Origin of the sequence: Siphonobacter curvatus (assembly GCF_002943425.1) — a bacterium.
GTDB lineage: Bacteria > Bacteroidota > Bacteroidia > Cytophagales > Spirosomataceae > Siphonobacter > Siphonobacter curvatus.
Window position 1 is genome coordinate 1,549,706 of the sequence record NZ_PTRA01000001.1, and the last position, 22,472, is coordinate 1,572,177.

Annotated in this window: 15 protein-coding genes and 1 tRNA gene; 10 read left to right on the forward strand and 6 right to left on the reverse strand. The window is 46.6% G+C overall.

What is annotated here, in order from left to right; all coding sequences use genetic code 11:
- Window positions 1-52: 52 nt before the first annotated feature.
- Both C5O19_RS06275 and C5O19_RS06280 read left to right on the forward strand, forming a co-directional pair.
- Window positions 53-517 (forward strand): Lrp/AsnC family transcriptional regulator, encoded by a 465-nt coding sequence (locus C5O19_RS06275; protein ID WP_104710614.1) that lies wholly within the window; start codon window positions 53-55, stop codon window positions 515-517.
- 86 nt (window positions 518-603) lie between these two features.
- Entirely contained in the window at window positions 604-1,383 is a 780-nt protein-coding gene (locus tag C5O19_RS06280) for a DUF2490 domain-containing protein (RefSeq protein WP_104710616.1), read from the forward strand.
- Between the two features lie 83 nt (window positions 1,384-1,466).
- Here C5O19_RS06280 and C5O19_RS06285 read toward each other — a convergent pair whose 3' ends face one another.
- Window positions 1,467-2,348 (reverse strand): DUF1684 domain-containing protein, encoded by an 882-nt coding sequence (locus C5O19_RS06285; protein ID WP_104710618.1) that lies wholly within the window; start codon window positions 2,346-2,348, stop codon window positions 1,467-1,469.
- 259 nt (window positions 2,349-2,607) lie between these two features.
- Between C5O19_RS06285 and C5O19_RS06290 the strand changes: the two genes are divergently transcribed.
- Window positions 2,608-4,293 carry a hypothetical protein gene (locus C5O19_RS06290; protein WP_133163313.1) on the forward strand — a complete coding sequence of 562 codons (1,686 nt, stop codon included), beginning with the start codon at window positions 2,608-2,610 and terminating at the stop codon, window positions 4,291-4,293.
- A 42-nt stretch (window positions 4,294-4,335) separates the two neighbouring features.
- Here the strand turns inward: C5O19_RS06290 and C5O19_RS06295 are convergent, their stop codons facing one another.
- A complete protein-coding gene (locus tag C5O19_RS06295; RefSeq protein ID WP_104710622.1) occupies window positions 4,336-5,589 on the reverse strand; it encodes an asparagine synthetase B in 1,254 nt (417 codons plus the stop codon).
- Window positions 5,590-6,030: 441 nt separating this feature from the next.
- Here C5O19_RS06295 and C5O19_RS06300 point away from each other — a divergent pair, with 441 nt between their 5' ends.
- Entirely contained in the window at window positions 6,031-8,463 is a 2,433-nt protein-coding gene (locus tag C5O19_RS06300) for a helix-turn-helix domain-containing protein (RefSeq protein WP_104710624.1), read from the forward strand.
- A gap of 126 nt (window positions 8,464-8,589) precedes the next feature.
- Entirely contained in the window at window positions 8,590-11,373 is a 2,784-nt protein-coding gene (gene leuS / locus C5O19_RS06305; protein WP_104710626.1) for a leucine--tRNA ligase, read from the forward strand.
- A 722-nt stretch (window positions 11,374-12,095) separates the two neighbouring features.
- Here leuS and C5O19_RS06310 read toward each other — a convergent pair.
- The 3 genes from C5O19_RS06310 to C5O19_RS06320 form a co-directional block, all read right to left on the reverse strand.
- Window positions 12,096-13,385 carry an adenylosuccinate synthase gene (locus tag C5O19_RS06310; RefSeq protein WP_104710628.1) on the reverse strand — a complete coding sequence of 430 codons (1,290 nt, stop codon included), beginning with the start codon at window positions 13,383-13,385 and terminating at the stop codon, window positions 12,096-12,098.
- A gap of 90 nt (window positions 13,386-13,475) precedes the next feature.
- Entirely contained in the window at window positions 13,476-13,976 is a 501-nt protein-coding gene (locus C5O19_RS06315; protein ID WP_094813933.1) for a Fur family transcriptional regulator, read from the reverse strand.
- A 132-nt stretch (window positions 13,977-14,108) separates the two neighbouring features.
- On the reverse strand, window positions 14,109-16,361 hold the full coding sequence (locus C5O19_RS06320; protein ID WP_094813931.1) for a RelA/SpoT family protein: 2,253 nt from the start codon (window positions 16,359-16,361) through the stop codon (window positions 14,109-14,111).
- Window positions 16,362-16,694: 333 nt separating this feature from the next.
- On the opposite strand from C5O19_RS06320, the gene C5O19_RS06325 reads away from it, so the two are divergent.
- Both C5O19_RS06325 and tig read left to right on the forward strand, forming a co-directional pair.
- Window positions 16,695-16,776 (forward strand) — tRNA-Leu (locus C5O19_RS06325).
- 172 nt (window positions 16,777-16,948) lie between these two features.
- Complete coding sequence (tig, locus tag C5O19_RS06330) at window positions 16,949-18,277, forward strand: trigger factor (protein ID WP_094813929.1); 1,329 nt, start codon at window positions 16,949-16,951, stop codon at window positions 18,275-18,277.
- 217 nt (window positions 18,278-18,494) lie between these two features.
- Here the strand turns inward: tig and C5O19_RS06335 are convergent, their stop codons facing one another.
- On the reverse strand, window positions 18,495-18,851 hold the full coding sequence (locus C5O19_RS06335; RefSeq protein ID WP_104710630.1) for a helix-turn-helix domain-containing protein: 357 nt from the start codon (window positions 18,849-18,851) through the stop codon (window positions 18,495-18,497).
- A 233-nt stretch (window positions 18,852-19,084) separates the two neighbouring features.
- On the opposite strand from C5O19_RS06335, the gene C5O19_RS06340 reads away from it, so the two are divergent.
- The 3 genes from C5O19_RS06340 (at window position 19,085) to clpX (ending at window position 22,381) form a co-directional block, all read left to right on the forward strand.
- On the forward strand, window positions 19,085-19,780 hold the full coding sequence (locus tag C5O19_RS06340) for a ClpP family protease (RefSeq protein ID WP_104713923.1): 696 nt from the start codon (window positions 19,085-19,087) through the stop codon (window positions 19,778-19,780).
- 230 nt (window positions 19,781-20,010) lie between these two features.
- Entirely contained in the window at window positions 20,011-21,081 is a 1,071-nt protein-coding gene (locus C5O19_RS06345) for an acyltransferase family protein (protein WP_104710632.1), read from the forward strand.
- 46 nt (window positions 21,082-21,127) lie between these two features.
- Window positions 21,128-22,381 carry an ATP-dependent Clp protease ATP-binding subunit ClpX gene (gene clpX / locus C5O19_RS06350; protein ID WP_104710634.1) on the forward strand — a complete coding sequence of 418 codons (1,254 nt, stop codon included), beginning with the start codon at window positions 21,128-21,130 and terminating at the stop codon, window positions 22,379-22,381.
- Window positions 22,382-22,472: the final 91 nt, after the last annotated feature.

Sequence of the window (22,472 nt, forward strand, 5' to 3'; positions counted from 1 at the left end):
AGAAAGACTCTATTTATGGATGATTTTTGCCTTCTAACTAGAAAAATAATCTATGGATCAACTCGACCCCATTGACCGACGGATTCTGTCGCTCTTACAAACCAATGCCTTCATTTCCAATAAAGAGCTGGCTCAGGAAGTAGGGCTTTCGCTGACGCCCGTGCACGAACGGGTCAAACGCCTGGAACGTGAAGGCTACTTAAAAGGATATGTCGCTTTGGTTGATCGTCGCAAAATAGGACGCAGCCTGATTGCCTTCTGCCAGGTCTCATTGAAGGAACATACCCAGGCCTTTATTCAGGAATTTGAGGCAAAAATTGGTAGTCTGCCAGAAGTGATGGAGTGTTACAACATCGCCGGGCCATATGACTATTTATTGAAAGTGATCGTGAAAGATATGGACGATTACCGCCGCTTCGTAGTCGAACAACTCGCGGCCCTGGCCCACATTGGCGGTCCGCAAAGCGTATTCGTAATGGCTGAAATCAAGGTTACTACGGCCTTACCCGTTGACTAGCTATATTATGGAATTGTTAAGAATGTAATCCGCAAAATCACGATTTGATCACATCATGTACTTTTGCGGGATTTTAATTCTTTTCCGTGACTAAGCTACGCGTATCTTTCAAGTTTTGGGCCTGTCTGTTGCTGGGCACCACGGCCTATGCCCAAACCTCTTTAACGCCCGCCGCTCCTTGGGGAAGCTGGTTTATTGGTACCCTTATACTACCCGGTGGAGATAAAAAATGGGGCGGTTTTGCCGAAGTACAGGCTCGTAGTAATGGTGTCTTCCGTCAGTTTTTTTACAATGAAATGAAGGGTGGGGTTACCTACGACATCAATAAAAATTTTACGGTAGGAATGGCCGGTGGAAGGTACGCTACCTACGATTTTCAGGATCTGTCGGCGGGTCCGTTGAATACGGAAGGTCGGATGTGGGAACAGCTGATTATCAATCAGTACCTAGATCGCTTGCGTTTTGAGCACCGTTACCGCGTGGAACAACGCTGGTTTACGTTTCGGGATGGTACGCATCCGTATCGCAATCGAATTCGCTATCGATTGAACATGTTCATTCCGCTCAACAACAAGAGTATAAAGGATAAGACCTACTTCATTTCCATATTTGATGAGATTTTCCTAAACCCCAAAGGCCCTACGTTTGAGCGGAATCGTCTTTTTGCGGGAATTGGTTACCAGTTCAATAAACACTGGACTGCCCAGATCGGCTGGGTGAATCAGACCAATTATAGTCCGGCGAGTTTCGACAAGGGGATCTTTACGCCCATTGCCCATTCCGGAAAAAACAACATATTCATTTCTTGGACGTACCGTCTGAATAGTCTGGGGTCCGCCGAAAAGTTACCCTCTTCGGTCGATTAATCCATGGGCATTATACATCAAAAGCCTGATCACACGATCAGGCTTTTGATGTATATAAAGTTTTGGTTAAGCAAGAAAGACGTTTAATGATCGCCAAATCGCTTTTCCCCCGCCGGAATCCGTACGGCCAGTTTGTTTTGCTTGGGCGGCAGCGGGCAGGTGGCGTAAGGCGTAAAAGCACAGGGTGGGTTGATAGCCTGATTGAAATCCAGCACCGTCGTACCATCGGCACTCGGCTGGTCGGCGTATAAGAAGCGGCCTGCTCCGTAGGTGTCCTTTTTGTTTGTTTCGTCTCCAAATACAACAAAAAGTTTCTCTTCACCCGTAGCGTCGAGCCGGTAGGTTTTTCCTTCGAGTTCGAAAACTAGTGTACCCGCCAGCGGCTGATCGGAAGTTTGCCCCAGAATATTGGTAATGGCTACGGTTTTGGGCGTACTGGGTTTTTCCAGACGAGCCGTAACCCGGTACTTTTCGTTGACGGCGAAGCGTTCGATGCCATGGAAGTTTTTCAACTGTTCGCTTTCCAAGTCACGCAAACGAATGCCGTATTGGTCGCCGCGTTTGATCACCACCCATTTTAGCGACTCATGCTGTACGGTATTAGGCTTGGTATCAGCAGTAAAAATGATCTGCGTACCCGTAGCCTTTTGTCCATCTATTGTCACCACGGCATCGGAGGTTGGCGTAAACTGTACGACTCCGTTCTTCAGTTGAAACGTACCTAGATGGGCAGTTCCTCCGGGAAAAACCACTTTGTTGTCAGCAGCACTGCCTACCGTATTTTCTCCTTCTTTGAGCCAGAATAAACCCGCTAGATTAAGCCAGCCATCTTCGCGTTTCAACGAAGCGACGCGTTTTTGATGCCATTCTTCTAATCGGGTCTTATAAGCCGGATCGTCGGAAATCGGGCGGAATGAAGCCAGTAACAGACTCGAAGCCGCAAAAAGAATAGAACGATAAGTCATGATTATAGAACCATTGTAGTACGAAAGAACATGGCAAATATATAAATATTAATTTAATCTATATATTAAGTAGAGTAAAAATATTATTTTAATTGAAATGCACACTGAAGGTGCTTGAGATAAAAAGATTGGACTGCAGTTAATGTATCTAATGAAATGGGTCATTAGATACATTAAGGATTTGGCCATTTATAGGTATTTGCCAGGCCTAGAGCACGGAGTACCTTTGGTTAATTCAAAGCCAAAACCAATCTTCGTGATGAGAAAAAATCTACTAATCCTAGGACTTATACTTTTTAGGTTCGTATCAGCCTACGCACAAGACCCTTTTATTTTACTACGCAGTACTAATAAAGAAAACGAGGCCAATCAGAAAGCTATCAAATTGCCAGCTGATACGGTAAAAAATATAAAGCCGTATGACTCATATCAAAAAAAACAGGAACCTGTTTTTGTATTCAATCTAATAAGTCGTGATTCTTTATTGAAGCGTCTAGATGCACTTAATTCGCAGAAGCCAATAAATATTCCAGTAAAAAGTACTAATAAAGAAATTATTTTATTGGATTCGCTTAAGAAAAGAGAAAGGGAAATAGAAATTTTAGAAGGTAAATTACAAATTGAAAAAAGTTTACAAAAAATAAAATCGGATTTATATAGAGATTTGACAATTAGTTACCCAAAAGTGATAAAATTTAAGAATACATTGATTGTGTTGCCTGATAGAATAGAATTAGTAAACGCTAAGATTGAAAATGCTACAGTAGCTGTAGATACATGGTTAGCTAAATTAGACAGAGTGACTAGTTTATTTGATACTACTTATACAGTGGATATGAAGAAGATAGTCATCGAATCAGTCGCTGATAATTATGCTAAACTTCAAGCAATTAATAGAGGATTTGAAGCCCTTAAAAAGGGCCTGGACAATGTAGAAAGCTTTACTGCCAGTACGGAGTATATAGAGGCTGTAATCCTAGATTCCACAAAGTACTCTCCCCAAATAGTAGAGTTAATAGAAAAAATTGATACAAAAGATACAATGCTCAGGAACCGGCTTGCTGCTTATAACAAAACCTATGCGGAGGCTGAGAAAAAGTATATTGTTTATGACAAAAAATTAAATGATATAGTTATCAGATTCAATAAATTAAACCTGTTCAAAGATAGTCTTCAGAGGAAGGTTGATACGTTACTATATACAATGTACAATAAGAAAAAGATTATCGATGAAGAAACTCAGGTTGGTGCATTGCCTTCTTTAATTTCTCCCCTTGGAGATATGAGACAGCTTAATTTAAACATGAATTTACTTGCTTCATTTTCTAAAAGAGTAAGTACTTCGAATTATGTAGCCGTTGAAGGTAGGCTTTTTACTACGAACATTACTTCACTAGGTCAGGACAATCTGAAAAACTTTTTCTTGCCTGAAGTTAGTCCTTTTGGATTTCAGTTGAAAGGTACTTATGGAAGCCAGTATCAGTACAATCATAAATTAAGACCTACTGAAAAAAAGCATTTGAATTACGGCATCACGGGTCAGCTTAATTTTCTAACTAAGAAATTCGCATTGGCAGACACAACCAATGGGTTAAGTAATAACTTCACTAATTTCTTTATTCACGCAAAGGGTGGAGCCGAAGTAGTAATTGTTGACAGGACTTTAGGAATATACGCTAATACAAACTGGATTACTGCTATAGATAACATATCAGCGTTCGAGGCAAACTTTGTAGGAAAAGAAAAAAGCTATTGGTTCTGGGAAGTAGGGTTAAGAGGTTTGTTTGGTTCAAAGCAGGTAAGAAACGGGCTAAGCTTATCTATTGATCTTTCCTTTATTATTCCTCAACAAAAAGGTAGAGAGTTTATTAACACGGTTGATAATATTTATCCTGTATTCAGATTTGGTGTCTTAAAAAGTTTAGGATCGATTTATGAACAATAAAAAGCAGAAAGAGGATGGGACATCCCATCGTCTTTCTGCTTTTTAGGTCTTCCGTTTCTTTTTCCGAGCCGAAGGAAAGAGTACGTTATTCAAAATCAGCCGATAACCCGGTGAGTTGGGGTGTAAGTTCAAATCGGTAGGAGTCCGATGAAAACCGCGTTGACCTTCCGGGTCGTGACCGCTATAAAAGGTAAACTGACCCCGGCCTAGCTCGCCGTATAGGTAGCGGTACGTAGATTTGCTTTGACCTAAGACGAGTACGCTGGGTTTGACCGTAGCTTTATTGAACGCACTCGTCTGTCCGAAAAATTCACGGATGGTAGTTTCGTGATTCTGAACGAGCATGGCTGGGATCACGTCCCACTTAGCCGAAAAATCGAACAGGGAAAAATACGTATCATCCCCCCAGCCGTACCCCGAAGAAGCGTTGATATTGGAAAAGGACATGCCCGGGTAATCTTCGTCGGAAAGCTCCAGTTCGAAATTATCGAAGGCAATGGTCTTACTGAAATCCAGTTTTCCTTGAGCCTGCGGGTCTACGCCGTCACCGTCGAATACGGAGGGGACAATGTCGAGTCCTTCGGCGGCCAGAGCCACGTCCAGTGATTCGGTACCCGAGCACATGGCAAAGAGATAACCCCCACCGGCACAAAATTCCTTGATGTTTCGGGCAACTTCCAGCTTCAGTTGCGAGACTTTCGCAAAGTGGTACTTCTCCGCAATTTTCTTCTGAGCCAGCATATCGTCTGCACTCATACGGCGGCGATTCCGACCAAACTGGCCCGTAAAATCTTCGTGGTGGAGGTGTAGCCAGTCGTAGAGGTGTAGGTCACCCCGCAGGATTTCCTCGTCATACACGACTTCGTAGGGAATCTCGGCGTAGTTAAGCACCAGCAATACGGCATCGGTATCCTCGAAGGTCGCTTTACTTACTTTGATGGGGCTATACACGACAATACGGGCGGCTTTGTATAGCTTCACCACGTCCATATTCGCGTTCGGATTCGTAATTGACTGGAGTAGGGTAGTCACCGCCGCGTCGGAAATGACTTCGTACGAAACGCCGCGAAGTTTACATTCTAGATCCAGTTCCTTCGAATATTGCATCAGAAAACTACCACCCCGATAATTGAGCAGCCAGTCTATCTCCCGATCGGCTTTTAACTCGCGGTACGCCAGCCCGTACGCTTTGAGATGATTGGTCTGCTGGGCATCCATGGGAATCAGCAGCGAGTTGGCCCAGCTAGTGGTACATGCCAGTAGCCCTAAAAAACAGATAATCCCGAATGTCCTCATGTTCGTAGTGATTTACCATACCGAAAGCAAAGAGTAACTGGAAGAGTATCTGTAAGTTATAGAATCCTTTTAGTCTTTCCTATGCATTCGCGACGCAGGCCCGGAAAATCACGATGGCCCATATATACAGGAAGAACTTACAGAGGTTAGGTAGGGTTAGAGAAAGGAGTTGCTGAGTGAATGAATGGAGGTCGGAGTATCGCTTGCTAATGTTAAGTTGATGGTTGTTAGGAGGTCATAATTTTCTTTCTGGACAATAGACACTTGAATCCCGCCTGGCTGCGGAACGAAACGTGAAGTCTAAAGGGATGGCGGATCTGCCATTGCCTATGAACGCTTAAAAAAGCGACAAGGACCTTTACCATTCCCTCATTACTTTTGGTCTTTGAAAAGACTGAAGTTGTTTTTTATTCAGTTTTGCCGAGCTTCTTACACTGCATTATGGAATCCAATACGCCTTTACAACTGGCAGCCGAGTTCATCCATTTTACCAATAAAAACATCTTTCTGACCGGAAAAGCCGGTACCGGAAAGACTACCTTTTTACACGGATTAAAGAAAACCCTGCAAAAGCGAATGGCCATTGTCGCTCCTACGGGAGTAGCGGCCATCAATGCCGGGGGCGTTACGATTCACTCGTTTTTTCAGCTACCCTTTGGTCCGTACGTGCCCGACGGCTCCACGCAGCGGCAGTTTCGTTTCGGCAAGGAAAAAATCAACCTTATCAAAAGTCTGGATTTGCTGGTTATTGATGAAATCAGTATGGTGCGGGCCGATACGCTCGACGGGATCGATGATGTCCTGCGGCGGTATAAGAATCGGGACTTACCCTTCGGCGGCGTACAGTTGTTAATGATTGGCGATTTGCACCAGCTTTCACCGGTGATTAAAGACGAAGAATGGGCCTTACTGAAACCCTATTATAACTCGGTTTATTTTTTCAGTAGCCGGGCTTTGCAGGAAAGTAATCCCGTCCGGATTGAACTAACGCACATTTACCGGCAGTCGGATACCTTTTTCATCGATTTACTGAATCAGATTCGGGAAAATCAGTTGAGTACGGAAACCTTGCAGGCCCTCAATCAGCGGCATATTCCGGATTTTAAACCGAAGGAAGACGAAGGATATATTACGCTGACTACGCATAACGATACAGCTCTGAAGATCAATAAAGTAAAGCTAGATGAGCTAAAGGGCAAGAGCTATACGTTTGAAGCCACGATCAAGGATGAATTCCCGACGTATGCCTATCCCACCGAACCAGAACTGACGCTGAAAATCAATGCCCAGGTAATGTTCGTTAAAAACGATGCTTCACGGGACAAGCTGTTTTATAACGGGAAAATCGGTCGAATTACCCGCATCGAAGACGAAACCATTTACGTCAAGTGCAAGGAAGATTACGCCGAAATTCCGGTACAGCCCGTAGAATGGCAAAACGTGAAATACGTTCTGAATGCGGAAACGAAAGAAATTGAAGAGCAGGTAATTGGGAGTTTCACCCAGATGCCGCTAAAACTAGCCTGGGCCATTACGATTCACAAAAGTCAGGGCCTGACCTTCGAGAAAGCCATTATCGACGCCAATCTTTCCTTCGCCCACGGACAGGTGTACGTAGCCTTGAGTCGCTGTAAAAGTTTTGAAGGCATGGTGCTGCGAAACCCACTTTCCCTAAACAGCGTCAAAACGGACGGACTCGTATCAGCCTATAATCGAGCCGCCAGCCAGCAGATTCCCGACGAGAAACAATTGAGGGAAGCCAAAATTGCCTTTCAGCAAACGATTTTAGTGGAATTGTTCGACTTCTCGGAAATTCGCTCGACCCGTCAGTACCTGAGTCGATTGCTGGATACGCATCAAACGGTAATCAATCCCGCCATTCGTCAGGCCCTGCAACGGATCCGAACCGCTTCCGAAGAGGCGATTGATAGTGTTTCCGGAAAATTTCAGCAGCAATTGTCGCAGTATTTTCAGCAGGAGGGTTTGCCGGAAGAACAGGAGGCTTTGATGAGTCGCGTACAAAAAGGCTGTCAGTACTTTCTGGAGAAATTTGAGAACATTTTTGACGCCGAGACGCTGGACGTGGAAACGGACAACCAGCTGGTGAAAAAGTCAGTAGGGCAGGCTCTGGAAAACTACCAGCGACTCGTGACTATCAAGCGGGCAACGTTACAGGCTGGCATGAAAGGCTTTACAACCAGCGACTACCTGCGAGCGAAAGCCAATGCGGACATTGACTTCAAGGTGCGAACCAAAGCGGCCGCGGCCAGTAGTAAATCGAGCCCTAGAGCGAGTAAAGACATGGCTCACCCCGAGTTATACTATGCTTTGAAAACCTGGCGGGATAGTCAGGCCACGGAACGCGACGTGCCGGTATACATCATTTTGCCCCAAAAATCACTCGTTGAATTAGTGGAGGTGCTGCCTACTACGCTGGCCGAACTAGAAACGGTGAAAGGGATTGGTAAGGCAAAAGTCAAAGAATTTGGGTCGGAAATCATTGAGATCATTCAAGAGTACTGCGAAGAAAATCAGCTAGAAAAAGAAGTCATTGAGATTCCGCTGAAGAAAGAAAAGGTAGACACCAAACGCGTCAGCTTCGAGCTGTTTCAGGACGGGAAAACACTGGAAGAAATTGCCGAGGAACGTGGTCTAAATGTCGGCACTATTGAAGGACACCTGCTGCATTACGTGGGTGGGGGCGAGCTGGATGTATACGATCTCTATCCGAAAGTTCAGTTGATGCCGATTATTGAGTACTTACGGGAACATCCCCAGCAGTCGTTAGGTGAAGCAAAACTGACCTTGGGCGAAGCCGTCTCGTACAGCGAAATCAAGGCCGCTTTAAAGTACTTGGAATCACTTAATAGTTGAGTTTCGTTAGTTTGGAAGCGGAAGGTGTGAAGTCTTCCTTACCTTCTGCTCAAATTTCCGTACTTTTGCGGCTTGAAACCGGTTTCAGCCTATCAATCTGAAAACCGTAAACTGAACACTGAACCAATGGAGTACGCTTTTCGCGATATTGAGAAGAAATGGCAGGAATTTTGGGAAACAAACCAGACCTACCGCGTCGAAAACCAGTCTGAATTACCCAAGTACTATGTGCTGGATATGTTTCCGTACCCCTCCGGAGCGGGTCTGCACGTAGGACACCCGCTGGGCTACATCGCCAGCGATATTTTCAGTCGGTACAAACGTATGAAGGGATTCAACGTTTTGCACCCGATGGGTTTCGACAGTTTTGGTCTGCCTGCCGAACAGTACGCCATTCAGACGGGACAACACCCGGCCATTACGACCGAACAAAACATTACCCGATATATTGAACAATTGAAGAACATCGGTTTCAGCTTCGACTGGAGCCGGGAAATTCGCACGTCCAATGCCGATTACTACAAGTGGACGCAGTGGATTTTTATGCAATTGTTCAACCACTATTACGACAAAGACGCTGACAAAGCTCTGCCCGTTACGACGCTTACGGAAACCTTCGCCCAAAAGGGGTCGAAAGGCGTAAATGCCGTTTGCGACGAAGACGCACCCGTATTTACAGCAGAAGAATGGCAGGCGAAAAGCGAACAGGAGCAGTACGAAATTACGCTGAAGTATCGTCTGACGTATCTGGCCGATGCGGTGGTAAACTGGTGCCCGGGTTTGGGTACCGTTCTGGCCAACGATGAGGTGAAGGACGGCGTATCCGAACGTGGCGGTTTTCCGGTTGAAAAGAAACTGATGCGTCAGTGGATGATGCGGATTACGGCCTACGCCGACCGTTTACTGAATGGTCTGGATACGATCGACTGGTCGGAATCCATCAAGGAACAGCAACGCAACTGGATTGGCCGTTCGCAGGGTGCCAGCGTGAAGTTTCAGGTGGAGGGTCAGGAACAGACAATTGAAGTGTTTACGACGCGGGTGGATACCATCTATGGCGTGAGCTTCATGGTAATCGCTCCCGAACACGAACTGGTGCCTTCGCTGACGACGCCCGAGCAGAAAGAAGCCGTGGATGCGTACGTAGATGCGACCAAACGCCGCTCGGAGCTGGATCGGATGATGGAAGTGAAGAAAGTATCCGGCGTCTTTACGGGTAGCTACGTCATCAATCCATTCAACGAAGCGAAAGTCCCTATCTATCTGGCTGATTATGTACTGGCCGGTTACGGAACGGGTGCTGTCATGGGCGTACCTTCCGGCGATCAGCGGGACTGGAACTTTGCTACGCACTTCGGTTTGCCCATCGTACCGATTCTGGATGCTCAGAAAGACATCGATCAGCAGGCGGATGCCACCAAAGAAGGTCAGTACATCAATTCCGGCATCATCAACGGAATGACGTATAAGGAAGCGACTCAAACGCTGACCAACTGGCTGGAAGAACGTGGTTTGGGCAAAGGAAAAGTCAACTATCGGATGCGGGATGCCGTGTTTAGTCGCCAGCGGTACTGGGGCGAACCCGTACCGGTGTACTTCAAAAATGGCTTACCCTATCTGATCGACGAAAGCGATCTGCCGCTGGAATTACCCGCCGTTGACAAATACCTGCCGACCGAAACGGGCGAACCTCCGTTGGGTCGGGCTACCGACTGGAAGTACAAAGGCGAGTATGAGTACGAGCTGAGTACGATGCCGGGTTGGGCGGGTTCGTCGTGGTATTGGTTCCGATACATGGATCCAAAAAACGAGAACGAACTGGCCTCGAAAGAAGCCATTGACTACTGGCAGAACATTGATCTGTACGTAGGAGGATCGGAACACGCGACGGGTCACCTGCTATACTCACGTTTCTGGAATAAATTCCTGAAAGACATCGGCATTGCTCCCGAAGAAGAGTTTGCCAAAAAACTGGTCAACCAGGGGATGATTCAGGGGCGTTCGAACTTTATATACCGGGTGAAAGAATCACAGCCAGTAACGTTCGTGAGCTTTGAATTGAAAGACAAATACGACGTCACCCCGCTACACGTGGACGTGAACATCGTAGAACAGGACGTACTGGACGTAGAAAAATTCAGGGCTTCGCGTACGGACGTTCCCGAAGATGCCCTGTTTATCATGGACGGCGATAAGTTTGTTTGCGGCTGGGAAGTGGAGAAAATGTCCAAGTCCAAATTCAACGTCGTGAACCCTGATGATGTGGTAGAAAGATACGGAGCCGATACCTTACGCTTGTACGAAATGTTCCTTGGGCCACTGACGGATTCAAAACCCTGGAATACTAATGGAATCAGCGGAACGTTCAACTTCCTGCGGAAACTCTGGCGGTTGTTCTATGAAGATCAGACGGGTAAATACCTGGTCACGGATCAGCAACCCACGCCCGAAGAACTGAAAGCTCTGCATAAGGCAATCAAGAAAGTAGGGGAGGACATTGAAGTACTGTCCTTCAACACGTCCGTACCGGCGTTTATGGTACTGGCTAACGAGTTGACTACGCTGAAATGTAATAAGAAGACCATTCTGAGTGATTTTGTTCGGATTCTGGCTCCCTTTGCTCCGCACATTTGCGAAGAATTATGGGTAGCCTTAGGGAACGAACCCGGCACCGTAACGAAGCAGCCATTCCCCGTATTCAACCCGGCGTATCTGGTCGAAAACTCCTTCGATTATCCGATCCAGATCAACGGAAAAGTACGGGCCACGCTAACCTTTGCCGCTGACGCTCAGCCGAAAGACATTGAAGCAGAAGTACTAGCCAATGAAACAGTATTGAAGTGGCTGGAAGGCAAAACCCCTAAGAAAGTGGTGGTGGTACCGAAGCGGATTGTCAACGTGGTAATTTAGTACGGTATCCTGTACCGTCCTGAAATCCGGGAAATTTTAGTTTAGCATATAAGAGTAAGTGTAAAGCCGGGTCGTCTCTTTACTAGCAAGAGGCCGACCCGGCTTTAGTGTTTAGTTGAAATGTTTAATGGTTAGGCAGAAAGGCCCCGGTGTTACCGGGGTTTTTTGTTGGGGGAGTTTAGGGTTTCGAGCGGTGGCCGCTGGGGTTTTCCATTTTCTGTTTTCCGTTTTCCGTTTTCCGTTTTCCGTTTTCCGTTTTCCGTTTTCCGTTTTCCGTTTTCCGTTTTCCGTTTTCCGTTTTCCGTTTTGATAGGATAAAACCCGGTAAAGGTAGCGGGACGCGTTGTCCGTAGTATTTACTACGGACTTTTAAGTTGGTAGGCTGTGCCTACCAGGTTGGCCGATTCCCCGCATTTCATACGGGGCTAATGACATTGAACTCCTTCGGGGTTGGAGGAGTGAATAAGTTACTCCGTTGCCCTGATTTGTAAGCGATATGGAATTGATTAGGGCATCAATGGGTTCGCGCCTGTGACGCGAAGTCCGTTTGTCATTCGATAGATAGTCTGGAAGGGTTCAGTAGCGTCAATATCATTTGCAGCCTTGCGGATAGGGCATAAAAAAACAGGGTCACTGCGTTTTTGATACGGAGTGACCCTGTTTTAAAAGGAAGACGGTTAACTACTGAAAACGATCAACGAGTAACCGTCAACTAAAAACAACTATACGCTCAATTGAGCTTCCCGGTGAATGATTGCTTCCCGATCAGGACCCGTAGAGATGAAGCTAATGGGTAGTTCCAGACTTTCTTCCAGGAAACTGATGTACTCGGCCAGTTCGGCAGGTAATTCATCGTAGCAGTGGAAATTGGTCAGGTCCGTTTGCCAACCTTTGAACGTTTTGTATACCGGTGTAATCTCGATATCGTTCATGTCGTGCGGGATCTGTTCCGTTACCGTACCGTCGGGCAGTTGGTAGTGCGTACAAACCTTGATTTCTTCCATGATGTTCAGCACGTCCACTTTCATCATGATGAGTTGTGTGACACCGTTCACCATCATGGCATACTTCAGCGAAGGCAAATCCAGCCAGCCCGTCCGACGCGAACGTCCCGTAGTGGCACCAAACTCGCGACCTTCCTGACGAATGCGTTCGCCCGTTTCGTCGTGCAGTTCAGTCGGGAAAGGACCGCTACCCACACGGGTGCAGTAGGCTTTGAAAATACCGTATACTTCACCGACGTTCTTCGGAGCTACGCCCAGACCAGTACAAACCCCGGCGGTCATCGTCGTCGAGCTAGTTACAAACGGATAGGAACCGAAATCAATATCCAACAAAGAACCCTGAGCTCCTTCGGCCAAAATGGTTTTACCCTCGTTGATCGCCTGGTTGATGACGTACTCGGTATCGGCCAGTTCAAACTGCTTCAAAAACTCGATGGAATCGAAGAATTGTTGTTCCAGTTCCGTCAGGTCGTACGAGAAATTATAGAAGCCCAAGATCATCTTGTGCGTATCGACTAGCTGCTTGTATTTAGCCGAAAAGTTTGGAGAAAGTACATCTCCTACGCGTAAACCCTGCCGCGACACTTTGTCGGTGTACGTAGGGCCAATACCACGAAGCGTCGAGCCAATTTTAGAATCTCCTTTGGCTTGTTCGTAAGCGGCGTCGAGCAGGCGGTGCGAGGGTAAAATCAGGGAAGCTTTTTTCGAAATCAGCAGATTCTTGGTCAGATCCATGCCGAATTTCTCGCTGAGGCCTTCAATTTCCTTTTTGAAGACGATCGGATCCAGCACGAGGCCGTTACCGATAATGTTCAGCACTTCCGAACGGAATACACCCGAAGGAATCTGATGGAGTACGTGTTTTTTCCCTTCAAATTCTAGCGTGTGCCCCGCGTTTGGGCCGCCCTGAAAACGGGCAACCACCTGATACTGTGGAGCTAATACGTCCACAATTTTTCCCTTGCCTTCGTCGCCCCATTGAAGGCCCAGCAATACGTCAACTTTCATTGGTAGTAATTAAAATGTAAAAGAAACTCAGATAGAATACAGAACCCCTCCCTGCGGTATGGGAGGGGGCCGTTACTGAGTCATTAGTCTTTATTCATTTGTCAGGGCAAAGGGTTGGCCCGTGAGCATAGAATTTCGATTTTCGCAATTAGGCTTGGTGCACGATCCGTAGAAAATCAGGCTGTGGTGCATGATGTTCGACTGCATCATATCGCCTACCATATTCTGGATGTTCTGTACCCGGGGATCGCAGAATTCCGTTACGTGGTGGCAATCCGTACAGATTAGGTGATCGTGTTGCCGGCGGCCGTAGGATTTTTCGTACTGAGCCTGGTTTTTACCAAACTGGTGTTTGGTGACCAGGTTACATTCCACCAGTACATCGAGGGTGTTGTAGACCGTAGCCCGTGAAACCTGGTACTTTTTATTTTTCATGGAAACGTAGAGTTCTTCTACGTCGAAATGGTCGTCGCGAGAGTAAATCTCCTCCAGAATCGCAAAACGTTCGGGCGTTTTACGAAGACCTTTATTTTCCAGGAACGCGGTGAAGATCTGCCTCACCGTCGTAAAACTCGATTCGTTAAGAGGCATTGTTTTCGGAATAAGTTGCAAAGAAAAGGCATTTACAGGAGTTTAGCTCAGTGAAAGATAAACTCCTGCAGAATTTAGATTCATTACAGCCCGTTCAATGGTAGTTTGGATGAATCAATGAGTAAATCGATATTATACTTCGGAATATTCAAACCGGAGTACTTCAAAAACACCTTTTACTTTTTTAAGCTTGGAAATCAGCGTGTTCAGGTGTTCAGTGTCGTGGACGTATAACTTAATTTTTCCGTCAAAGATTCCCCCTTCGTTGGTATCCACGATAATCGACCGCATATTGACCTTATGCTCTTTCGAAATCACTTTTGTCACATCGTTAACCAAGCCCACGCGGTCGGTACCCTTGATGCGAATACCCGCCAAAAAAGCGACTAACTGACTCGACCACTTGGCTTTAATTACCCGGTTACCGTGCGTGGACAGTAACTCACGGGCATTCTTACAAGTAGTTTTATGAATTTTGATTCCTTCATTAACCGTCACAAAACCAAACACTTCATCACCGGGAATGGGATTACAGCAGGCCGAGAGCGTATAGTCAAACTTGTCCATATCCTCGCCGATCAGTAACATGTCGGAGTCTGGGCGATCGCCGTGAACCCGTTTTAATTCCTTAACGATCGACTTGCTGTCTTCAATGTTTCCGGCCAGCGTATTCTTCGCTTCCTGAGCCCGTTTGTGAGCATCGCGGGCGGCTTTCCAGCGTTTAATCTCCTCTACGCCCAGATAGCCTTTTCCAAACCGGTAGTACAAGTCATTTGGGTCGCGGGCATTGAAATAGGCCCGTAACTGATTGGTAATGTCAAAGGAAAGTTCAATGCCCAGGTTTTTCAGCTTCTTGGCCACCAGCTCACGTCCTTCGGTGACGTGTTGCCGGTTGATTTCCTTCAGGGCTTCCTTAATGTTCGCCCGAGCCTTGGTCGTAATGACGAATTTGAGCCAGTCCTCGCGGGGGGATTGCTTGGTGGAAGTCAGAATTTCTACCTGATCGCCGTTTTTGAGTACATGGCTGATTTCAACCAGCTTGCCATTTACTTTCGCTCCCAGACAGTGCGAACCAATGTGGGAGTGAATGGAGTAGGCGAAATCCAGTGCTGTCGAGCCCGCCTGTAATACTTTCAGATCACCTTTAGGCGTGAACACAAACACTTCGTCCTGGAACAAATGCCCCCGGAAATCATTGATAAATTCAATGGCCGAGCTGTCATTGTGTTCCAGTACTTCCCGAACCTGATTCAGCCAGGCATCAATTCCTTCGTTAACGTTGGTATTATTGCCTTTGTACTTCCAGTGGGCGGCGTATCCTTTTTCAGCAATTTCGTCCATCCGTCGCGACCGTACCTGTACTTCCACCCATTGACCGGAACTACTCATCACTGTCGTATGCAGGGATTCATACCCGTTAGCTCGGGGATTGGAAATCCAGTCGCGTAGACGCTCGGGATTAGGCCGGTAATGGTCCGTAACGATGGAATAGGCCCGCCAGCACAGGGCTTTCTCTTGCTCAGGGGTTGAGTCGATGATGACCCGAATGGCGAAGAGATCGTAGATTTCCTCGAAACTTTTACCCTGGTTTTTAATTTTATTCCAGATCGAGTGGATGGACTTGGGGCGGCCTTTCACCGTAAAGTGCATGCCTTCCGACTTCAAATCCCGCTCGATGGGTCGAACGAATTCCCGGATAAACTGCTGGCGACGCGTTTTAGTCGATTTAAGTTTTGCCGCAATTTCCTTGTAAATCTTGGGTTCGGCATACTTGAGGTATAAATCTTCCAGCTCCGTTTTGATCGTATACAAGCCCAGCCGGTGGGCGAGGGGAGCGTAGAGATACGTCGTTTCGGACGCAATTTTTAACTGCTTGTCCCGACTCATCGAACTAAGCGTCCGCATGTTATGCAGGCGGTCGGCCAGTTTGATCAGAATTACCCGTACGTCTTCAGAAAGCGTGAGTAAGAGCTTACGGAAATTTTCGGCCTGAGCGGAAGCTCCCTGCTCGAAAATACCCGCAATTTTGGTAAGGCCGTCAATAATCTTGGCGACCTTCGGACCAAAAAGATTCTCAATATCATCCAGCGTATAACTGGTATCTTCCACCACATCGTGCATCAAGGCACAGATAATAGCAGTAGTACCCAGCCCGATTTCCTCCACACAAATCTGAGCGACGGCAATCGGATGGTAGATGTACGGCTCACCCGTTTTACGCCGCATGTCCTTGTGGGCGTCGGCGGCTAGAGTAAAAGCCTTCTTGATCAGTTTGGCATCATTATCCTTCAAGAAGGGCTTGGCCGTCCGCAATAATTTGCGGTAGCGTTTCAGTATTTCCTGGCGTTCCGCCTCTAAATCAATCGTAAGTTCCACTGTACTCATTGTACCCTGAATTCAAATGGGATTGAAGATGGGTATGTATTTAGCGAAGAGAAGCCTCTTCAAATGAGGGAAAAGGAAACAATGCCCGTTTATGAAACATTGTAAAATTAAATATACTAAGAAGGAGGGAGTTTTACCAAATATTGCGGATAAATAATATCGAATTTCAGCGGCTTTTTCCCGGAATTGGTCGGGTAGATTTTTCGATTTCTCTACACTTGAAAAATAATCTTGTCGCAGGGGTTGACTATCGCTTAGGAATGACATACCTTTGCGTTCCGATTTGAAGGATTTGGTCGCCTAACGGAATCAAATCATCAAAGCGGACGATTTACGGACGTGGCGGAACTGGTAGACGTGCTAGACTTAGGATCTAGTGCCGTGAGGCGTGGGGGTTCGAGTCCCCCCGTCCGTACGTAAAAACAACCGATGCTGAGTGCAGCAGGTGATTTAGCCCTCAGAGTCCCTGATTCTGAGGGTTTTTTCAATTTAAAAGTCCATTCATTCATTTCCGTATTCGTTCACTATCTGGACTTGTCACTGAAGCGTAACGCAGCTCAGATACGGAATACGATTCAAGACTCATTATGAACATCACGCTCGACAAAAGCAGTACTACTGAAGCTTCTTTAAAGATTGCGTTGACGCCGGAAGACTATCAGGCTGGTGTAGACAAGAAGATCAAAGAATATAGCAAACAGGCTAACCTGAAAGGATTTCGTCCGGGTAAAGTACCGGCTTCCGTAATTCAGCGTCTGTACGGAAAAAGCATTCTGGTGGATGAAGTTAACGAAACGCTTTCAAAAGCCGTTAACGACTATCTGCGGGAATCAAAACTGCTGGTCGTAGGTGATCCGATGCCGGATCGCGAAAAAGCAAACGCAATCGATTGGGACAGCCAGAAAGAATTCGAATTCGTTTACAATCTGGGTCTGGCTTCTGATTTCGACGTTGACTTCACGAAACTTCCTGCGATTACTTCCTACGAAATTCAGGCAGGGGATAAAGAATACAACGATACGCTGGTTGATCTGAAAAAACGCATGGGCGAGCACGCTCACGTGGAAGAAGTAACCGCGGCCGGTGATCTGGTGTACGGCACGTTCACGCAGGGCGAATACAGCGAAAAATCAGCCATCCCTACCGACAAACTGACGGAAGAAGCTTTCGCTGGTTTTGTAGGTAAGAAAAAAGGCGACGTCCTGACGTTCGACATTCAGAAATTATTCGCTGACGAAAAAGGTCTGAAACTGGCTACGGGCCGTGAAGATCTTTCGGGCGAATTCGAATTTACGATCGAAGACATTACGCGTAACCAGGATTCAGAACTGAATCAGGAGTTCTTCGACAAAGTACTGGGACCCGGTAAAGTTTCTTCCGAAGAAGAATTCAAAGCTCAATTACTGGAAATCGTTCAGGAAAACTACAAGCGTGAGTCTGAATTCTTGCTGCGTGACGAAGTTCAGAAAACGTTGCTGGACAATGTTCAGATTGAACTGCCAAACGAGTTCCTGAAGCAGTGGTTGATCGAAACCAATCAGGGTGAGATCACGGCTGAAGAAGTAGAAAAGGACTTCGATAAATTTGCTCGTGACCTTCGCTGGACGCTGATCCGTAATAAAGTAGCGGAAGCGGCTGACATCAAAGTAGAAACGGAAGATGTAAATACCTACGCTGAAGCGATGGTACGTCAGCAGTTCGGTATCTACGGTGATGATAACGGAATGGGCGATGTGATCAAGAAAGTAGCTCAGAACTACCTGCAGGAGAACAAAGGTCAGAATTACATGAACGTTTTCAACCGCGTATACGGTGGCAAAACAATGGACTTCATCCTGACCCAAATCCAGCCGAACGTAGAGAAAATCGACGTAGATACATTCAAAGCGAAAGCAGGCGTTACGGACGCTGAATAGTCTTTAGCAGTTTGACCGTTGTTTCAGGTTTGAAAAAATGGTTTAACGTTTAAAAGGTTTGAAATTTGAAGCGATCGAACTTCGAATTTCAAACCTTTTTTCATTCGGAATAACCCGCCCATAAGAATGCAGAAGTCGTAAGACCCTGCCTCAAGCAACCGCTTAAACTTCAAATCTTAAACGCTTCAAACTTCCAACCTCAAACCACTCTAAGCTCTCACTTAAACCCAATCCGTTCCCGGTGCGTAGCCGCTCCGATTCGGTAGAGTTCAGTTAGGAGGCGTTCGTCAAATTTTTCCCGCCAATACTGATTTTCCTGTTTTAGTTTTTCGTTTTCCAGCTTCAGTTTGTCATTTTCAGCCTGTAATTTTTCGGTGGAAGAACCCCCGAAGAAGGCCTCCAGGGGCGTGCCAAAAACGCGAAGAATCTGCTCTAATCGGCTTAAGCTCAACTCCGTTTTACCGCGTTCGACGTCTCCGTAAGCAGTCGTGGAAATCTGTAGTTCTTCAGCCATCACTTCCTGCGAATAGCCTTTTTCCAACCGTAGTTGTCGTATTTTTTCGTGAACTTTCATGGTCTTCTCAAGTTATTCCGATGAATTCCCGGAAATTTCAACGTCATTTCTGGAACAGAGCTATCAACTTTGTACCCGTTCGGATTGACAGAACCGAGTCGGACAGAATGGCAGAAATGCTAATGCTGGAGCAGGTGGATTTGTTTTTTTAACGTACACTCCTCAGATTCGTGCGTTTCTGTTCCGGCAAAGAAAAAGAAACAGAACATAAAATCAATACAAACGCTAATTACATGTTGAACGCTGAAGAATTTCGTAAATACGCCGTCCATCATCGCGGCCTGAACGGTTTATCGGTTGATCGTTACCTGCAACAAGTCGGAGGAACGGCTGGTCATTACGTCGAAAACATGACGCGGGCGGTGATCGAAGAACGTCCGATGCCTTTCCGGGAAGTGGACGTATTTTCCCGTTTGATGGCTGACCGGATTATTTTCTTCGGTACGCCCGTTGACGATAGCATTGCCAATATTGTTGTTGCCCAGATGTTGTTCCTGGAATCAGCTGATTCGAAGCGTGACATCATGATGTACATTAACTCACCCGGGGGGTCGGTATACGCCGGTCTGGGTATTTATGATACCATGCAGTACATCCGTCCGGATGTAGCCACGATCTGTACGAGCCTGGCGGCTTCTATGGGGGCAGTACTATTGGCCGGTGGTGCGGCCGGAAAACGTTCGGCTCTGCCACACGCCCGGGTGATGATTCACCAGCCCAGCGGTGGTGCTCAGGGTCAATCGGTTGACATTGAAATCACGGCCCGCGAAATCGTGAAGCTCCGTGACGAATTGTACGGAATCCTGGCTCAGCATACGGGGCAAACGTCTGAACAAATCGAAAAAGATTCGGATCGTGACCACTGGTTCCGGGCTGAAGAAGCGAAAGCCTACGGCCTGATCGACGAGGTTCTGTACCGCGATAAATAATCCATTGGGTAGATTACTTTACCCGAATCCCCCGGACTTCGCTGAAGGACGGGGGATTTTTTACGTACCTTTGTATCTATAACAGGTCATGTACAGCGTTAGCTTAGGTACGCGTATTTTGTGATCCTTTCCTGGTTATTCGGAGGAACGTTCAGAAGAAATTTTTCTGACTCTAGCTGCGAAAATCCTACTGTCTGCGTACCTATAGAAAAAGACGATTTATCCATTCAATGAGTGTTTTGCCCATAACTACTGCACGATCCACCCAGTCTGCCATTCGATATAATTCCATTCAAGGCTTGCGGGCGGTAGCGGCAATCCTCGTTACCCTGTATCACATTACTGAAAACATTAGCCGTACCTATCATCAAACGTTCCTTTTTGACTGGTTTACGCTAGGCTATGCGGGTGTTGACTTATTTTTTGTAATCAGCGGATTCATCATTGCTCATACCAGTGTAGCGTACATTGACCAGCCTCAGCAATTGAAGCCTTACCTGGAAAAGCGATTTTATCGGGTATATCCCGTCTACTGGCTGCTTACGGCACCGCTGATGCTGGTTGTATGGAGCTTTCAGCACCTGAGTCATTCACTCATTACCATTCCCTATCCCTTTACATGGTCGGAGGTACTGAAGACGCTTGTACTGTTCCCGCAACACTACGCTCTCAATGCCGTTACCTGGACACTTTCACACGAAATTTATTTTTATCTCCTTTTTGCTCTATTACTGATTTCCCGGCGTATGGCCTGGGTGCTGGGTCTGGTCGGGATAGCTACTCTGGTCAACGGAATATATATTTACTGGTACGATGGAGATTCGGGAACTGGACTTCTTCGATTTTTCTTATTAAGTCCAATCAATCTGGAGTTTGCCTTTGGGGTTTTCGTTTATTATCTGCATCGGCATTTTCGCATAAACCAAAGTGGCTTGTTAATTTTGGTAGGCGTATTGGCGGGCTTGTACCTGGCACCCCGGACGGGTGGTGATTTTACCCGGGCAGTAACGCTGGGTTTGCCTGCTATGCTTATTGTATGGGGAGCCGTTGAAGCGGATCGGGCCCATTTGTACCGGGTTCCGTCGTTGCTGATTCACCTGGGCGATGCCTCGTACATGATTTATCTGCTGCATTTTCCGTTAATTATCTTTGCCAATAAATTACTGACCCTCAATGGTTGGGGTTCGGTATGGATGTTGGGAATGGCGGATGTAGTACTCATGGTACTGATTTTCTGGCTGAGCTGGTATCTGCATCAGCAAATCGAACAACCGCTGATCCGGTGGTCGAAGAAAAAATAAAGCGTATCAACGATTTTGAAATAATTACTTTAGGAAGGACATGCGAATGGATGCTAGTTCATGCTCGTTTTGCGGGCGGAAAAAGAAGGATGTAGATTTATTATTATCGGGCATGGATGCCCTGATCTGTAACTTTTGTATTGAACAGGGCTGGGAGCTGGTGCAGGAAGAACTAGGCATGAAGCAACCCGCCGCCAAGAAGAAAGAAACCAACCAACCTTTTCAACTATTAAAAGTACCTAAACCTCAGGAAATTAAGCGGTTCATGGACCAGTATGTGATTGGTCAGGATGACGCTAAGAAAGTACTGAGTGTGGCTGTATACAATCATTACAAGCGTTTACAACAACAAAAAAGCAATGACGATATTTACATCGAAAAATCGAATGTAATTATGGTTGGCGAAACCGGTACGGGTAAAACCTATCTGGCTCGTACCATTGCCAAAATTCTTCAGGTTCCTTTCGCCGTAGCCGATGCCACCGTAATTACGGAAGCCGGATACGTGGGAGAGGACGTCGAAAGTATCCTGAGTCGTTTGCTACAGGCGGCGGATTACGACGTCGAGGCCGCTGAACGGGGTATCGTCTACATTGATGAGATTGATAAGATTGCCCGCAAGTCGGATAATCCCAGTATTACCCGTGATGTCTCGGGTGAAGGCGTACAGCAGGCCTTGCTGAAACTGCTAGAAGGCTCGATTGTAAACGTACCGCCCCAGGGTGGACGTAAACACCCGGAGCAGAAGCTTGTACCGATCAATACGGAGAATATTCTCTTCATTTGCGGTGGAGCATTCGATGGCGTACAACGGCACATTTCCAAACGCCTCAATACGCGGCCCATTGGCTTCTCGAAGGACGACCACATGTCTCGCATTCTGGAATCGCAGCAACTGCTTCGGATGGTGAATCAGCAGGACTTGAAATCGTACGGATTGATTCCTGAATTGCTGGGTCGTCTGCCGGTAGTAACCTCACTCGATCCCTTGGATAAACTGACGCTTCGGAAGATTCTGACGGAGCCCAAGAATGCCCTGACCAAGCAGTACGAAAAACTGTTCAATATGGAAGGAATCCGGCTTCAGTTCGAAGATGACGTATTGGAGTATATCGTTGAGCAAGCCAATGAATACAAACTGGGTGCCCGGGGACTGCGTTCAATCTGCGAAGCCATCATGACCGACGCCATGTTTGATCTGCCTTCCGAAGAAGGTGTTCAGGAGTTTACCATTTCGTTGAGCTATGCCCGTGAGAAGTTTGAGCGTTCGGCTTTCTTTATGATGAAAAAGGTGGCATAACAGCACTAACGATCATCAGTAGTTTAGGTTACAGTGCTCGATTTTCCCCAATTAGGGTATTATTGTCAACATTACTTGATTTCATATTAAA

Coding starts and splice junctions, on each gene's coding strand:
- C5O19_RS06275 (WP_104710614.1), top strand. CDS start 53: ATGGATCAACTCGACCCCATTGACCGACGGATTCTGTCGCTCTTACAA.
- C5O19_RS06285 (WP_104710618.1), bottom strand. CDS start 2,348: ATGACTTATCGTTCTATTCTTTTTGCGGCTTCGAGTCTGTTACTGGCT.
- C5O19_RS06290 (WP_133163313.1), top strand. CDS start 2,608: ATGAGAAAAAATCTACTAATCCTAGGACTTATACTTTTTAGGTTCGTA.
- C5O19_RS06295 (WP_104710622.1), bottom strand. CDS start 5,589: ATGAGGACATTCGGGATTATCTGTTTTTTAGGGCTACTGGCATGTACC.
- C5O19_RS06300 (WP_104710624.1), top strand. CDS start 6,031: ATGGAATCCAATACGCCTTTACAACTGGCAGCCGAGTTCATCCATTTT.
- leuS (WP_104710626.1), top strand. CDS start 8,590: ATGGAGTACGCTTTTCGCGATATTGAGAAGAAATGGCAGGAATTTTGG.
- C5O19_RS06310 (WP_104710628.1), bottom strand. CDS start 13,385: ATGAAAGTTGACGTATTGCTGGGCCTTCAATGGGGCGACGAAGGCAAG.
- C5O19_RS06315 (WP_094813933.1), bottom strand. CDS start 13,976: ATGCCTCTTAACGAATCGAGTTTTACGACGGTGAGGCAGATCTTCACC.
- C5O19_RS06320 (WP_094813931.1), bottom strand. CDS start 16,361: ATGAGTACAGTGGAACTTACGATTGATTTAGAGGCGGAACGCCAGGAA.
- tig (WP_094813929.1), top strand. CDS start 16,949: ATGAACATCACGCTCGACAAAAGCAGTACTACTGAAGCTTCTTTAAAG.
- C5O19_RS06335 (WP_104710630.1), bottom strand. CDS start 18,851: ATGAAAGTTCACGAAAAAATACGACAACTACGGTTGGAAAAAGGCTAT.
- C5O19_RS06340 (WP_104713923.1), top strand. CDS start 19,085: ATGTTGAACGCTGAAGAATTTCGTAAATACGCCGTCCATCATCGCGGC.
- C5O19_RS06345 (WP_104710632.1), top strand. CDS start 20,011: ATGAGTGTTTTGCCCATAACTACTGCACGATCCACCCAGTCTGCCATT.
- clpX (WP_104710634.1), top strand. CDS start 21,128: ATGGATGCTAGTTCATGCTCGTTTTGCGGGCGGAAAAAGAAGGATGTA.